17 protein-coding genes and 1 pseudogene are annotated in these 13,894 nt (G+C 63.4%); 14 read left to right on the top strand and 4 right to left on the bottom strand.

Annotated features, from left to right (window positions below; translation table 11 throughout):
* Together VIO10_RS08930 and nth are read left to right on the top strand one after the other, a co-directional pair.
* The coding region (locus tag VIO10_RS08930; protein ID WP_331962544.1) for a glycerol-3-phosphate dehydrogenase C-terminal domain-containing protein at nucleotides 1–396 on the top strand (396 nt) is incomplete at its 5' end.
* Nucleotides 397–402: 6 nt separating this feature from the next.
* Nucleotides 403–1,071 carry an endonuclease III gene (nth, locus tag VIO10_RS08925; protein WP_331962541.1) on the top strand — a complete coding sequence of 223 codons (669 nt, stop codon included), beginning with the start codon at nucleotides 403–405 and terminating at the stop codon, nucleotides 1,069–1,071.
* Here the strand turns inward: nth and VIO10_RS08920 are convergent.
* The gene (locus tag VIO10_RS08920) at nucleotides 1,068–2,327 is read right to left on the bottom strand and encodes a glycoside hydrolase family 1 protein (protein ID WP_331962538.1); all 1,260 of its coding nucleotides are present in this window, start codon (nucleotides 2,325–2,327) and stop codon (nucleotides 1,068–1,070) included. The two genes, nth and VIO10_RS08920, sit on opposite strands and share 4 nt — an antisense overlap.
* A 137-nt stretch (nucleotides 2,328–2,464) precedes the next feature.
* Between VIO10_RS08920 and VIO10_RS08915 the strand changes: the two genes are divergently transcribed.
* From VIO10_RS08915 to holA, 12 genes and pseudogenes are all read left to right on the top strand, one after another.
* A complete protein-coding gene (locus tag VIO10_RS08915; protein ID WP_331962535.1) occupies nucleotides 2,465–2,998 on the top strand; it encodes a DUF177 domain-containing protein in 534 nt (177 codons plus the stop codon).
* Between the two features lie 35 nt (nucleotides 2,999–3,033).
* Nucleotides 3,034–3,213 (top strand): 50S ribosomal protein L32, encoded by a 180-nt coding sequence (rpmF, locus tag VIO10_RS08910; protein WP_331962532.1) that lies wholly within the window; start codon nucleotides 3,034–3,036, stop codon nucleotides 3,211–3,213.
* A gap of 18 nt (nucleotides 3,214–3,231) precedes the next feature.
* Nucleotides 3,232–4,239 (top strand): annotated as a pseudogene (gene plsX, locus VIO10_RS08905) (phosphate acyltransferase PlsX); the annotation flags it as partial.
* 428 nt (nucleotides 4,240–4,667) lie between these two features.
* Complete coding sequence (fabD, locus tag VIO10_RS08900; RefSeq protein ID WP_331962526.1) at nucleotides 4,668–5,615, top strand: ACP S-malonyltransferase; 948 nt, start codon at nucleotides 4,668–4,670, stop codon at nucleotides 5,613–5,615.
* 52 nt (nucleotides 5,616–5,667) lie between these two features.
* Nucleotides 5,668–6,123 (top strand): DUF4760 domain-containing protein, encoded by a 456-nt coding sequence (locus tag VIO10_RS08895; protein ID WP_331962523.1) that lies wholly within the window; start codon nucleotides 5,668–5,670, stop codon nucleotides 6,121–6,123.
* 276 nt (nucleotides 6,124–6,399) lie between these two features.
* Nucleotides 6,400–6,639, top strand: a complete 240-nt coding sequence (gene acpP, locus VIO10_RS08890; protein WP_324094984.1) for an acyl carrier protein — start codon at nucleotides 6,400–6,402, stop codon at nucleotides 6,637–6,639.
* Between the two features lie 77 nt (nucleotides 6,640–6,716).
* The gene (nrdR, locus tag VIO10_RS08885) at nucleotides 6,717–7,226 is read left to right on the top strand and encodes a transcriptional regulator NrdR (protein ID WP_331962518.1); all 510 of its coding nucleotides are present in this window, start codon (nucleotides 6,717–6,719) and stop codon (nucleotides 7,224–7,226) included.
* 7 nt (nucleotides 7,227–7,233) lie between these two features.
* The gene (gene ribD, locus VIO10_RS08880) at nucleotides 7,234–8,403 is read left to right on the top strand and encodes a bifunctional diaminohydroxyphosphoribosylaminopyrimidine deaminase/5-amino-6-(5-phosphoribosylamino)uracil reductase RibD (RefSeq protein WP_331962515.1); all 1,170 of its coding nucleotides are present in this window, start codon (nucleotides 7,234–7,236) and stop codon (nucleotides 8,401–8,403) included.
* A 44-nt stretch (nucleotides 8,404–8,447) separates the two neighbouring features.
* Nucleotides 8,448–9,659: a GTP cyclohydrolase II gene (ribA, locus tag VIO10_RS08875; protein ID WP_331962512.1), complete on the top strand. Its 1,212-nt coding sequence runs from the start codon at nucleotides 8,448–8,450 to the stop codon at nucleotides 9,657–9,659.
* A gap of 32 nt (nucleotides 9,660–9,691) precedes the next feature.
* Complete coding sequence (gene nusB / locus VIO10_RS08870; RefSeq protein ID WP_331962509.1) at nucleotides 9,692–10,138, top strand: transcription antitermination factor NusB; 447 nt, start codon at nucleotides 9,692–9,694, stop codon at nucleotides 10,136–10,138.
* A 13-nt stretch (nucleotides 10,139–10,151) separates the two neighbouring features.
* Nucleotides 10,152–10,718, top strand: a complete 567-nt coding sequence (gene lptE / locus VIO10_RS08865) for an LPS assembly lipoprotein LptE (RefSeq protein WP_331962506.1) — start codon at nucleotides 10,152–10,154, stop codon at nucleotides 10,716–10,718.
* 29 nt (nucleotides 10,719–10,747) lie between these two features.
* Nucleotides 10,748–11,818 (top strand): DNA polymerase III subunit delta, encoded by a 1,071-nt coding sequence (holA, locus tag VIO10_RS08860; protein ID WP_331962503.1) that lies wholly within the window; start codon nucleotides 10,748–10,750, stop codon nucleotides 11,816–11,818.
* Nucleotides 11,819–11,842: 24 nt separating this feature from the next.
* On the opposite strand, the gene rpsT is transcribed toward holA, so the two are convergent.
* The 3 genes from rpsT to VIO10_RS08845 are packed head-to-tail and all read right to left on the bottom strand — an operon-like array spanning nucleotide 11,843 to nucleotide 13,671.
* The gene (rpsT, locus tag VIO10_RS08855) at nucleotides 11,843–12,130 is read right to left on the bottom strand and encodes a 30S ribosomal protein S20 (RefSeq protein ID WP_331962500.1); all 288 of its coding nucleotides are present in this window, start codon (nucleotides 12,128–12,130) and stop codon (nucleotides 11,843–11,845) included.
* Nucleotides 12,131–12,182: 52 nt separating this feature from the next.
* Complete coding sequence (gene mazG, locus VIO10_RS08850; RefSeq protein ID WP_331962497.1) at nucleotides 12,183–13,004, bottom strand: nucleoside triphosphate pyrophosphohydrolase; 822 nt, start codon at nucleotides 13,002–13,004, stop codon at nucleotides 12,183–12,185.
* Between the two features lie 4 nt (nucleotides 13,005–13,008).
* A complete protein-coding gene (locus tag VIO10_RS08845; RefSeq protein WP_331962494.1) occupies nucleotides 13,009–13,671 on the bottom strand; it encodes an alpha/beta hydrolase in 663 nt (220 codons plus the stop codon).
* Between the last annotated feature and the right edge of the window lie 223 nt (nucleotides 13,672–13,894).

The following is a 13,894-nucleotide window of genomic DNA, read 5'->3' as shown; positions in this document are numbered from 1 at the left end:
CCGCTGGGCGCGGGCGATGAGCCGGGCGCCGGCGCGGCGATGCGAAGCATCCCGCCTGCGGCGGCTGAAATCCTCAAAGCGCGTTACGGGACGCGCGCGCCGATGGTCGCGCGAATTGCAGCCAGGCGGCCCGAACTGGCCGAACCGCTGTCGCGCGGCTGTCCCGCTTTAGGAGCGGAGGTGGTCCACGCCGTTGGCAGCGAGATGGCGCAATCGGTCGGCGATTTTCTGATTCGGCGCACCTCGTTGTCGTGGCGTTCTCCGGTCGAGGCGGAAGCGGCGGCGGCTGCCGTCGCGCGAATCATGGCGGCTGAGCTGGGATGGGATCGCGCGCGCGAGGACGCAGAAGTCCTAAGCTTCACGCATGAGCAGCAGAGCCGGCGCGCCATCGCGTGAGCAATCATGGCGGCGCGCGAATCAATCGCAAATTTGAAAAAACGCGCGGGGATAGTCGCGCGCGCGCTTGCCCAACTGTATCCCGAGGCGCGCATCACGCTGGACTTCGCAACGCCCTGGCAATGCCTGGCGGCGACGATTCTTTCGGCGCAATCCACCGACGTGGGCGTCAATCGCGTGACGCCCGGACTTTTCCGCGAGTATCCCGACGCCCATGCGATGGCGGCGGCGGACCGCCGGCACGTAGAAGAGTTAATCCTCAAGACGGGATTCTTTCGCCAGAAAACGAGATTGCTGATCGGAGCCGCGCGGAAGATCGTCGAGGACTACGGCGGCGAGGTTCCCTCCGAGATGGAAGCGCTGGTCCAAATCCCCGGAGTCGGGCGCAAGACCGCGAATGTGATTCTCGGCCATGTTCACGGCAAGCCGGGTTTCGTCGTGGATACGCACGTGCGGCGGCTGACCTATCGGCTGGGATTCACCAGGCATACCGATCCCGCAAAGATTGAAATCGACATGCAGAAAATTCTGCCGGCCGGCGATTGGACGCTGTTTTCGATGCGCCTGATTCTGCACGGGCGCCAGGTATGTATGGCGCGCAAGCCGCATTGCGAGGCCTGCGCGGTGGCCGCGGATTGCCCGAAGATCGGAGTGCGGACTGCGCCGCGCGGCTAGTGTAGTTGCGCGTCGATCGCGCCGGCGCGGGCGATATCGCCGAGCCATTGCGCGCTGGGCTTGAGCGAGCGCGCTTGAGTCTCACGATCGACGGCGACGAGTCCGAAGGTCGGCCGATAGCCCAAGTTCCACTCGAAATTGTCCAGCAGCGACCAGTAGCAGTAGCCGCGAACGTCGATTCCGTCGCGCACGCATCGCGCAACACCGTTCAGTGCGCGCCGCACATACTCGATGCGGCGATCGTCCTTGTCCGTGCCGATGCCGTTCTCGGTGACGATCACCGGAACTCTGGCGACTGCGGCTGCCTGGCGGATGTTGGCTTCGAGCGCTTCGGGCCAGAACTCGTAGCCCATCAGCGTCGTCTCGACGCCGGCCTCCGGGGGCAGGGTGCCGTCGGCGCCGATGCGATCGCGGGTGTAGGTCTGCACGCCGACGAAGTCGTCGCCGCGCGCGGCCTCGAAGAAGATGTCCTGGCATTGCGCCTTGATGTGGTCGCGGCGCTGTTCGCCACCGGGGACGGCCTGGAGGTCGCCCAGCGCGAGGCAAATTCCCACCGGAAATTTGCCGCGCGACGATTTGAGCGCCGCGGCGGCCAGCCGATGCGCCTCGAGCATCGTGTCGCGCGCCTTCATCTGATCGCACATCAGGTACGGCGCGAAGCGACTCGGATCGGCGCCGATGCGCCGCGCCGCCTCGGCAAACCATGTCAGCTGCGCCGGGTCGAGTTTCAGCGGCAGCGCGCCGAGCAGATACTGGTAGGCGCCGAGGTTGGCCTCGTTGATTGTGCACGCAACGCCAATCAGGTCGCCGAGGTGCGCGGCCGCGCGCTCGCAATATCGGGCGAATCGCTCGGCGGTTTTTTTCTCTTCCCACCCGCCGTCGGCGGCAACCCATCGCGGCGAAGTGAAATGATGAAAGGTCACGACCGGTGTGATCTTGTGCTCGTGGCAGCAGGCGAGCACGCGGCGGTAATGGTCCAGCGCGGCGCGCGAGAACTCGCCCGGCTCGGGCTCGATGCGGGCCCATTCAAGCGAAAAGCGGTAGGCGTTGAAGCCCAGCCGCGCCAGCATCGCAATGTCGTCGGCGTAGCGATGGTACTGGTCGCAAGTGTCGCCCGACGGCTCGACGAACGGAGACCCGGGGACGTGCTCGAGCACCCAGAAATCGCTGTTGATGTTGCCGCCTTCGACCTGATGGGCGGCAGTGGCAGTACCCCACAGGAAATTGGCGGGGAAAGTGAAGCGCTCGGTTGCCATCGCTAATCTACCTTCAAGGATGAAATTTTCCCGACGCTACAGGGAAAGCCGCGGCTGCGCCAACCCACTATTTGAACATCGCGCTCGAAATGCAATAATTCCCTTTCCACTATCCCGTCCAAGGCGTCACGTGAGCGGTGAAAATCCGAATCGACGACATAACGGCGGATGCCAAAGAGATGGCGTTCGCCGAGCCGGAGCAGGAAATCAACCGTATCCTGGGGGAGGGACCGATCCGCGAATATCACCTGGAAGGACCGGTCGAAGTGTCGGTGTCCTTCTATCGCGCGGGGTTGGAGCTGTTCTTCACGGGCATGCTGAAGACCCGGACCGGGGCCGTATGCGCGCGATGCCTCGAGGATTTCGACGCGGCGGGCGATCGCCCGTTTCGCTTCGTGCTGTCACCCAAGTCGATCGGATACGACGACGACAATCTTCGTGCGGAGGATCTGGAATTCTCGCTATATGAGGGCGACGAGGTGGACTTAAGCCCGCTGATTCGCGAGCAAGTGCTGCTCGCATTGCCAACCCGTCCGCTGTGCCGGGAGGATTGCCGCGGTCTGTGTCCGCATTGCGGCGTGAATCTGAATCGCACCACCTGCGGATGCCGGGTGGAAATCGCCGATCCGCGCCTGGACGCGCTAAGGTCGCTTAAACTGCCGCGCACCTGATAAGCTCAACCTCAACATTTAGGAAGTAACCCGTCATGCAAGCACCCAAACGCCGTACTTCGCACTCGAAAAAGAACATGCGCCGCGCCCATGATGCGCTCCGCGCCGTCAACCCCGGCTCCTGCGCGTCGTGCGGCGAGCCCGTGATGCCGCATCGCATCTGCCGCCATTGCGGCTCCTACCGCGGCCGCCAGCTCGCCGAGATAAAGGAATAGGCGCGGCGGGGCACGACCGTGAAAATCGCGCTCGACGCGATGGGGGGTGATCTCGCTCCCAAGGCGACCGTTGAGGGCGCCGTGCTGGCCGCCCGCGACTTCGGCATCGAGGTCGTGCTGGTGGGCGACGGCGAGATCCTTGCCCGCGAGCTCGCCGACCACGAAGCCGCCAACCTGCCAATCCGAATCGAACACGCGCCCGAAGCCGTCCTGATGGACGATTTGCCGCTGGAATCGGTGCTGTCCAAACCGCGGTCGTCGATTCACGTCGGACTCGATCTGGTCAAGCGCGGCGACGCCAGCGCGTTTGTCAGCGCCGGGAATTCGGGCGCCGTGATGACGGCGTCGATGATGATCCTGGGCAACCTTACTCACGTCGATCGGCCCGCGATCGCCTCACTGGTGCCGACCAGCGAAGGATTCGGCTTGCTGATCGACGCGGGCGCAAATACCGACGTGAAGCCGATTAACCTTGTTCAATTCGCCGTGATGGGAAGCGTGTATTGGCGCTACACGCGTAACGTCTCGCGTCCGCGCGTCGGGATTCTCTCCAATGGCGAGGAGAGTTCGAAGGGTACTGATATCACGCGCGCCGCGGCCGCGATGCTCGAGCAGATGTCAACCTACGTGCACTACGTCGGGTACGTCGAAGGGCGCGACATCAACCGGGCGAAGGTTGACATCGTCGTCACCGACGGATTCACGGGCAACGTCGCGCTCAAGACGATGGAAGGATTCGCGTCGTTCCTGCTCGGCAGCCTGCGCGAGGCGTTTGGCGCGAACTGGCGCGCGCGGCTGGCGTATCTGCTGGTGAGGAAAAATCTCACCGCGATGCGCGAGCGGATCGATCCGTCGGAATACGGCGGTGCACCGCTGTTGGGCGTCAACGGCGTGTCGATCATCGCGCACGGCTCGTCGAACCCCAGGGCAATTCGCAACGCAATTCGAGCTGCGGCGAATGATCATCTGGTGCATCGGGTGAACGCCGAAATTCTGGAAATTCTTGCCAAGATTCAACCCGCTGGGCCGGCCAAGCCGGCAGCCGGCAAGGGAATCAGGGCATTGTTCGGCAAAATGCGCGAGCGCTTGCATCGCCGCGACAAGGAAGCCGAGGCGGTCAAGCGCGACGACTCGCATCCTGCGCCGGATCGCGATGCGGGCGCGGTGCGCGAGCCCTCCTCGGAGCACGGCGAGGATCATCATGCCGAGGCGGCCAAATTTGACCGCGCCGACTACGAATCTACACACTCCCGGTCGCTTGACAGCGACTCCCATAAGGATGAAGCGCGGGGCGAATCCGCCGACGGTGGCGCACCATCAACGCTGGTGAACGGCGCGGCGGCCGGCGCCGACAAGACGCACAAATCAGGCGAGTTGCACCCGCGGGACGAATCGGATGCGGGCGCGCCTTCAGCAGATCGTCCGAAGAGCGATTCGTGAGGCGCCGGGATTAGATGAAACTGGCGTTTCTCTTTCCGGGACAGGGATCGCAGCGGGTTGGAATGGGCAAGGAACTCGCAGACGGCTTCCCGGTCGCGCGCGAGACGTTCAAGGAAGCCGACGACGCGCTTGGGTTTGCGCTTTCCAGGCTCTGCTTCGAAGGCCCGGAGGATGAACTGCGGCTGACCGCCAACACGCAACCCGCCATCGTGACGGCGTCGATCGCGGCGCTGCGCGTCTATCGCAAGGAAGTCGGCGGCGAACCCGAAATCGCGGCGGGCCACAGTCTTGGCGAATACAGCGCGCTGGTGGCGGCCGGAGCGATTGGGTTTGCCGACGCGGTCCGAGCAGTGCGCGAGCGTGGGCGCCTGATGCAGGAAGCAGTGCCGCCGGGACAGGGCGCGATGGCAGCGCTCATCGGCCTCGAGCTGCAACAGGTGGATGAAATCTGCGCGGAGGTCAGCGGCGACGGCAAGTTCGCCGTGCCCGCGAACCTCAACGCGCCTGGCCAGGTCGTGATCGCCGGGCATGCGGCGCCGGTGCGCCGGGCGCTCGAGATTGCGAAGGAGCGGGGCGCCTCGATGTCGGTAGAATTGAAGGTCAGCGCGCCCTTTCATTGCCGGCTGATGCAGCCGGCGCGTGACGGGATGGAACCGGTGTTGCGCGCACTGCGGGTCGGGGAGTTCAAGTTTGGCGTGATCGCGAATGTCACCGCTGAAGTGAATCGCGACCCCGCCCGCGTCGCGGAGCTGCTGCTCGAACAGATAACCGCACCGGTAAGATGGGAGGAATCGATGGGCGTCGTCGCCCGCTGCGGCGTCACCGATGCGATCGAATTCGGCTGCGGCCGCGTGCTGATGGGCATGATGCGCCGTATGTATCGGACGATTCGGGTGCGCCCGCTCGAGGATCTCGCATCGTTGAAAACCGTGTCGCAGCCGGGTACTGCCGCCAAGGCCTGATGTAGTGGGCAGTTTTGAAAGAATGCCCAATGGAGTAGGGTTCCTCTGACGCATGGACCCGATCCTACTGAGTGGTCTTGTTGGTGCGATTGTGGGTGCCGCGACGGCGATAGCGGCGCAATTTCTCGGCCATCGTCTGGCGACGAAGAGAGAACTGCTCAGGTTTCAAATTCAAAGCTTCGAACGATTCAGGCGGGAATTCAGCGAAGACGAGAACCTCCGGCAAATCAGTGTCAAGAAAGAGCCTCTAACCGACGATGAGATCGATGACTATCTTGGGTTCTTTGAAGAAATTGGGCTGTATTTTCATCGTAACCTGGTAGATGTGGAACTGGTTGATGAGATCCTGGGTGACTCAATTATCGATGCGTGGGAAGATGAGCATATACGCGAGGCGATAGGTTCGGTTCGCGGCGCAGAGGACGACCCGACATATTTCTTATATTTTGAGCGCCTCGCAAAGCATTTGATCGAGATGCGAGACAAGCGAATCAAGAACGGAGCGTGAATCATGAAAGAACGAAATCGAAGAGGTGGTGGCCGTAAAACTCTGAAACGAACAAGTACGCGTCGCAAGTGAACAGCGCGGGGTAGATGAATCGGACGCTACTGCCGCCAAGGCCTGAGCGCCGCCTTGCGTCTGCCGCTTTTAGTCCTTATGCTGCCCTGATAATTTGATCGCGATCCCCTGGCCGTTACCTCTGGTCTTCGCGGCACGGGGATAATATTAGAATATTGATTGGCGGCCTGATTACGGCTCGCTGCTAGGAGGAACGAGAGCACGATGGCTCAAGACATCGAAACCAAGGTTCGCGAGAAGATAAGCGAGCAGCTGGGCGTGGCCGCCGACGAAGTAACTCCGGAGGCCTCGTTTATCGAGGATCTCGGCGCGGATTCGCTCGATATCGTCGAGCTGGTAATGGCGCTGGAAGAGGAGTTTAACATCGAAATCTCCGACGAGGACGCCGAGAAGATCCGCACTGTCAAGGACGTCGTCACCTATATCGAGGCTCACAAGAGCTGAAGCCGCGCGACTCAAAACTTGCTCGTGATAAATCGCCTGGTCCGCGGCGCCGCGCCGGCCGGGCCCGGAGCTAGGCCATGCGGTGTCCGTTCTGCCGCAATCGTGGGAACCGGGTCGTCGATTCGAGGCTGTCGAGCGACGGCATGATGATTCGGCGCCGTCGCATGTGCTCGGCATGCAAGCGGCGTTTCACCACCTACGAGCGGGTCGAAGAAGCGGCCCCGATGGTCGTCAAGAAGGACGGCCGCCGCGAGCCATTCGACCGCGCCAAGATTACGGCCGGCCTCAAGCGCGCCTGCGAAAAGCGGCCGGTCTCGATGGAAACGATCGAGCAGATCGCCAACAGCATCGAGGCCACGATGGCCGAGCAGGGCGATCGCGAGGTCGCAAGCAGTGCGATCGGATCGGCGGTGATGAACGAGCTGCACAAGATCGATCAGGTCGCCTACGTCCGCTTCGCGTCGGTATATCGCTCGTTCAAAGACATCGACGAGTTCATGCACGAGCTCGAAGACCTGATCAATCAACGCAAGCAAGCGACCGCACCGCGCGCCGCCGGTGACAAGAAAGGCGACACCGCCTCCTGATTCGCGCATGCGGGCATCTGTCGGGCGGCGCCTTCTCGATAAGGCCGCGAATCGGGACCAACGCTTCATGCGCGAGGCGCTCGCGCTCGCGCGCGACCGGCTGGGCCTGACCACTCCAAATCCGACGGTAGGATGCGTAATCGTGCGCGGCGATAAAGTCGTCGGCCGCGGCGTCACCGGCCGGGGAGGGCGTCCGCACGGCGAAACGCAGGCGCTGGCGGATGCGGGCGCGCTCGCTCGCGGCGCGACTGCGTACGTATCGTTCGAGCCGTGCGCGCATTTCGGAAAGACGCCGCCATGCGCCAACGCGCTGGCCGCTGCGGGCGTCAAGCGCGTCGTTATCGGATGCGTGGATCCCGATCCGCGCGTCAGAGGGCGCGGAATCGCAATTCTCAAGCGCGCGAAGATCGAGGTTGCGGCCGGAGTGCTCGAAGCCGAAGCGCAAGCTCTGAACGAAGGGTTCATCACCCGGCTGACCCATGGGCGGCCGCTGGGAATACTCAAGCTCGCGATGTCGATGGACGGCCGGATTGCGGCTGCCAGCGGCGATTCGCGATGGATCAGCTCGCCGGCGTCACGTGAAATGGTGCATCGATGGCGCCGCGAATGCGACGCCGTGATGGTCGGCGCGGGGACCGTGATCGCAGACAATCCACGCCTGACGTGCAGAATCGCGGGTGGCCGCGATCCGGTTCGCGTCGTTATCGATGCGCGCCTTCGCACGGCGCCGGCGGCGCGGGTATATCGGGAGCGATCGAGCGCGCCCGCCATCCTGGTCACCACCCTCAAGAATCTCGCCCGCGCCCGCCGAAGATATGAGCGGCCCGGCGTCGAAGTGATTGCCGCCACGGCGCGCGGCGCCAAGATCGAGCTGGGTCGGTTGATGCGCGAGTTCGGGCGGCGCGGATGGTGCCGCGTGTTGATCGAAGGGGGCGCAAATCTGGCCGGCTCGGCGTTAAGCGCGGGTATCGTCGATCGAGTGGCATTCTTCGTCGCGCCGAAAATCCTGGGTGCGGGTCTTCCCGCGATCGACGCGATGAAGTCGCGCCGCGTGCGCGACGCGCTCCAGCTTGGCCGTCTCTCGGCGCGCCCTGTAGGCGACGACTGGCTGCTGGAAGCCCGCGTCCGCGCGGGAAATGGGCGCGGTCGCGTTGGCCCGGCAGGGCGCACTGGTTAGGCCGTCAAGCCGGTGATAATATCGCGATCGTTGAATTGAATCAGATGGCATCGACTTCTTTAGAAGAAATTTTCTCCACGTTGCGCGACGGAAAGATGGTCGTGATGATTGCGGAGGAGCGCGAGGACGCGGAAGGCGACCTCGTGATGGCGGCTGAGAAAATCACGCCCGACGACATCAATTTCATGGCGCGCGAGGCCCGCGGCGTGATCTCCGTCGCGATTCCCGACAAGCGTTTCCGCGAGCTTGGAATTCCGCTCCAGCCTTCGACCGACAACGGCGATTCCAACGAGCAGGCCGGCGTGCTGATCGACGCGCGAGAAGGCGCCACCACCGGCATTTCGGCCAGCGATCGCGCGCGGGTGATCTCGGTGGCCGCGTTCGGCGAATCCCGCCGCGACGATTTCGTCATGCCCGGCCACATTTTACCGCTGATGGCGTTGAGCGGGGGCGTGATGGTGCGGATCGGGCGCGCCGAAGGCGCGGTGGATCTGATGCGATCGGCGCGGGTAAGCCCGGTCGCCGCGCTATGCACGATACTGCGCGAGGACGGCGAGGCCGCGCGGCTCAAGGAACTGCGCGAGTTCGCCGCGCGGCATTCCATCCCCATCTGTTACGTCAAGGAACTCGTTTCGTATCGCCTGACGAATGAAGTCCTGGTCCAGCGCGTTTCCGAACAGCCGTTTCCCGTCGCGGGCGGCGTGCTGCAGGCCGTCATCTTCCGCAACGTCGTCGATGGCCGCGAGCATCTGGCGCTGATCAAGGGCCAGGTCGGCGGCGGACGCCCCGCGCTGGTGCGGCTCCACTCGGAGTGTCTCACGGGCGACGTGTTCGCGTCGGCGCGATGCGACTGCGGTGAGCAGCTGCAGGAGGCGCTCGAGCGAATCATGGCGGCGGACTGCGGCGTGGTGATTTATCTCCACCAGGAGGGCCGCGGAATCGGGCTCGGGAACAAGATTCGCGCCTACGCGCTGCAAGACCAGGGGATGGATACCGTCGAAGCGAACTTGCATCTCGGCTTCGACGAGGACTTGCGCGATTATGGAATCGGCGCGCAAATTCTGCGCGATCTCGGCGTCGGCGAGGTCCAGTTGCTGACCAACAATCCGCACAAGATAGAAAGCCTGCGCCGTTACGGGGTGAGCGTTTCACGCGTGCCGATCGAGGTCACGCCTCATGCCGGAAACATCGGGTACCTGAAAACCAAAAAAGAAAAGCTCGGCCATCTGTTCTCCGAGCTGAAGCTGGGCACTTGAGCGAGTAAGCCGCCTGCGGCTGTTGAATTGCCATGGGACTAAGACATCAGGGGCGCGAGCTCGCGCTCAAGGCGCTGTACCGGATAGACATCTGCGGCGGCGCCAGCAGCGACGATCTGACCGCGCTGTTCGAAAGTTTTCCGGCCGAGGAGAGCGCGCGCAAGTTTGCCGTCCAGTTGATGGAGGGAGTGCGCCGCGAGCAACCGGCGCTCGACAAGCATCTGGCGGACGCGCTGGAACATTGGTCGGTCAAACGCTTGTCGCGCGTCGATCACAACATCATGCGAATCGCGCTCTACGAATTGCTCAGGATCGAGGACATTCCGGCGCGCGTTACCATCGACGAAGCGATCGAACTGGCGAAATGTTACGGCGATATCGAGTCGGGGCACTTCGTCAACGGTGTGCTCGACGAAATCGCCGGACGCTTGGGGCTTAAGCAGAAGGGTGAGGAAACTGCGCCATCCAAGGCCGAGTAGGCCGCTCGGCTTCGTGATCGTCGCAGCCCTCTGTATTTCGGGATGCGGCTATCACTTCGCGGCTTCCGGCGATGCACTGCCGCAGGGCGCCCAGACGATTTACGTCGCGCGATTCGGCAATGCCACCCGCTTGACCGGAATCAACGACGAGTTGATGCGTTACATTAAAGATGAAATCGCGATGCATCGCAGGCTCAAGGTCGTGGATAGCCCGGACGCCGCCGACCTCCAACTGTCGGGCATGGTCAGGCTCTCTACTCAGGCGCCCTCAAACTTCAACACGGCGTACGAGCCGACGACTTACGGCAATAGTCTGGTAGTCTCGGCGGTGCTCAAAGACCTGCACACGAAAAAAGCTATCTGGAGCACGGGCAGCATCGGCAACAGCCAACCTGCTCCAATCGTGGCGACCAACGTCGTGGCCACGACGCCATCTTTTTTGCAGCAGAACCTGAGCGGCGACAATATCGCGCAGATGACCGATATCCAGATTGCGCAATCGCAAATTGCGGTGGGGCGCGACCTGATGATGCAGAAATTGGCGAAAAGCCTGTACAGCGAGATGGCCGAGGGCTTCTAGCCGGGCGCCGCGCGCCGGGATGCTACCGCATGCCGCTTGAAACCGCGCTGGCGTACCTTCGAGCAGCAGCCGCGCAACCGCGAATCCCGCCGGTGGTGGTGATCTTCGGTCCGCACGCATTCCTGCGCGAATACGTTCTCGATTCAATCGTTGGCAAGCTGGTGGGCGAGGGATGCCAGCATCGCAGCTTTCAGATCGGCGCGGGCGACGATTACGGCGCCGTGCTCAACGAGCTTCGCGCCTCCGATTTGTTCGCACCCAAGCGCGCGATCGCATGCCGCATCCTGCGATCGCGCCGGGACCGGGCGGAGACCGGCGGCGCGAACGCTGAAGCCGGCGACGCGCACGGGTCGGGAAGCGGCGGCTCGGAGGCGGCGCTGGTGGCGGCCATCGAGGCCGCGCGCGGCCCGGGCAACCTGATTCTGCTCTACGAAAAAGACAACGCGCCCGCGAAGATTCGCCGCGCCGCCGAAAAGTCGGCGTTGCTCGTAAATTGCATGCGTCCGTTCGACCATCAGATCGAGCAGTACCTGAACGCATTCGCGCAGCCGCTCGGATTAAAACTGTCGCCTGCCGCAATCGATATGCTTATTTCACGTCACGGCGGAGATTTGGCCGCCGTCGCCGGTGCGCTTGGCAAGCTCACAATCTTCATCGAGCCGGGCGCGGCGGTGCAGCCGGGCGACTTGGACGAGGGCTCAAGGCGGATGCCGGAAGCATTCGAACTCGCCGAGAGCCTCGCGCGCGGCCGGGGCTCGGCGGCGCTGGCGCAATTGGGCCGCGCGACGGCGCTCGGTCGCGACGTTTTCGAAATCCTCGCGGTCGAGATCATACCGATGATGCGCCGAATGATGATCGCGGCCTCGATGATCGCGGCGCGAAGGAGCGTCGGCGACGTCGCCGCGGCGCTGGGGTTGCCGCCGCAAAGCGGCCTTGCGACCCGCGCAATCGAAGGGGCGCGGCGCTTCGGCTTGGCGCGCCTCGAACGCGCTTACTGGCGCGCGTGCGCTTTGGACGCGGGATTCAAGAACGGTAGGATCAAGGAGCGCGAACAAGCGCTCGCCGGATTGATCCTCGATCTGATGAGCACGCCCGACTAGAAACCGTCGCCCCGAGCCGACGGCTTACGCTTTTTTGCCGAACTTCCGATGCAGGCTGGCGGACAACCGTGCAACTTTGCGCCGCACCGTGTTGCGATGCATCGTGCCGCTGCTGATCGCCCTGTACAGAACCTTGGTGGCCTGCTTGAGCGCTTCGCGCGCCTTGGCTTCGTCGCTGCTCGACGCGATGGTTTCCGCCGCCGTCTTGGCCAACGTGCGGGCACGTGTCCTGACGACGCGGTTGCGCTCGGCGCGCTTGAGGCTTTGCCGATGGCGCTTCTCGGCCGATGGATGAACTGGAATATGAGGCATAACCAGTCATTTCTAACAGCGCGCGAGCGCCGGAGCAATACACCGGTTCAGTTCATTGCTTCGCTGCCGGGCCGATGGGGCGCACCGCGGCTTTTGCCTCGTTCCACAGAGCGTCGATTTCGGACGGTGTCATCGCTTTGAGATCGAGGCCGCGCGATGCGGCGATTGCCGCGACTTCGTCGAATCGCGCGACGAACTTGTCGCAGGCGGCGCGCAGCGTCTGTTCGGCATCCATCCCGATGAAGCGGGGCGCGTTGGCGACCGCGAGCATCAGGTCGCCGATCTCCTCGGCGGCGCCGGCGGTGTCGGCGCGATCGAGCGCATGCTCGATCTCATCAATTTCTTCGCGAGCCTTCGCCAGCACCTCGCGAATATTGCCCCAATCCATGCCGGCGGCGCGCGCCTTTTCGCCGAGTTTCTCCGCGCGCATCGTGGCCGGCAGCCCGCGGCCGACGTGCGCGAGACTCTTCGCGCTGTTGGGCTCCTTGCGCTCGCGTTCCTGCTGTTTGATCTGATCCCAATTTTCAAGCACTTGCTCGATCGTATCGGCGCGGGTGCCGCCGTAAATGTGCGGATGCCGCCGAATAAGTTTTTCCGCGGCGTTTTGCAGGCCGGTGGCGATATCCAACTTTGACTGTTCGGCAAGAATCACGCCGGCGAACAGGCTTTGCACCGCGAGGTCGCCGAGTTCCTCGGCGACGTCGGGAAAGTTGCCGCGGGCGATCGCGTCGGCCACTTCGTACGCTTCCTCGATCAAGTGCCGCGGTGTGTCGGCGAGTTTCTGTTCGCGATCCCACGGGCATCGAGCGCGCAGTTCGGTAACGACCGCGAGCAGTTTTGCAAACGCTTGCGCTGAACTGGTGTCATCGCTCATGGCGCTACGCCGTGACGATCGGTTCGAGCACCTTCTCGGTGAGAAAGTTTGACAGATCGTTCAGGCCCTCGGCCGTTATCTCGTGACCGCAATCGTACTCGCGATAAGTCAGCGGCACCTTCAGCGCGCGCAGCGATTCCACCGACGCCCGCCCGCGCGCGATCTCGATCATCTCGTCGGCGCGGCCATGCTGAACGAGCGTCGGGATCGCTTCGAGAGCGGCGGGATCGCTGACCTCATCCTTCAAGTCGGGCGGAAAGTACGTGGAGAGCGCCACCAGCGCCGCGAACTTCGAGGGATTTCTGAGCGCGAGCCGATACGCCATCATCCCGCCCTGGCTGAATCCCAGCACCACCAGTTTTTTCCGATCGACCGGATACTTCTGCAGCGCGGCGTTGAGAAACCCGGTCACCATTTTGTTCGCGTCGTCGATCGCGCCGCGGTCGGGCGAAGCTCCCATCCGAATCGGAAACCATGCGTAGCCGCGGGTGGGACCGATCGGCACTTCCATCGGACCCTGCGGACAAATCACCATGAAGCGGCCGTCGGCGATATACGGCGCGAGTCCCAGCAGATCGAGCGCATTGGCGCCGAACCCGTGCATCGCGATTAGCGTCGGATGAGGTCCTTCGCCGGCGGGCTCATAGACGGTATGAATCAGTCGCATCGATGCGTTCTCCTTCGCGGCAGTCTCGCATCATAGACTGGGCTCCAACGGCGTCGCCAGCCAACTTGCGCCCGCGCTGGATGCCCGTTGCCCGGCCGGGCCTGACGCCCGGGGCTGTTCATCGCGGCCCCAATAACCGCTATCTTAGCGGCGCGCGATATGGGCAACAGCAGGATGATCGAGCGTTGAAGGCTGCGGACGACAGGCCGCGGCGGTGGATTGC

This window comes from Candidatus Binatus sp., assembly GCF_036567905.1.
GTDB lineage: Bacteria > Desulfobacterota > Binatia > Binatales > Binataceae > Binatus.
The sequence above is the reverse complement of the archived record's forward strand: the minus strand, read 5'-3'. Positions and strand labels throughout refer to the sequence as shown.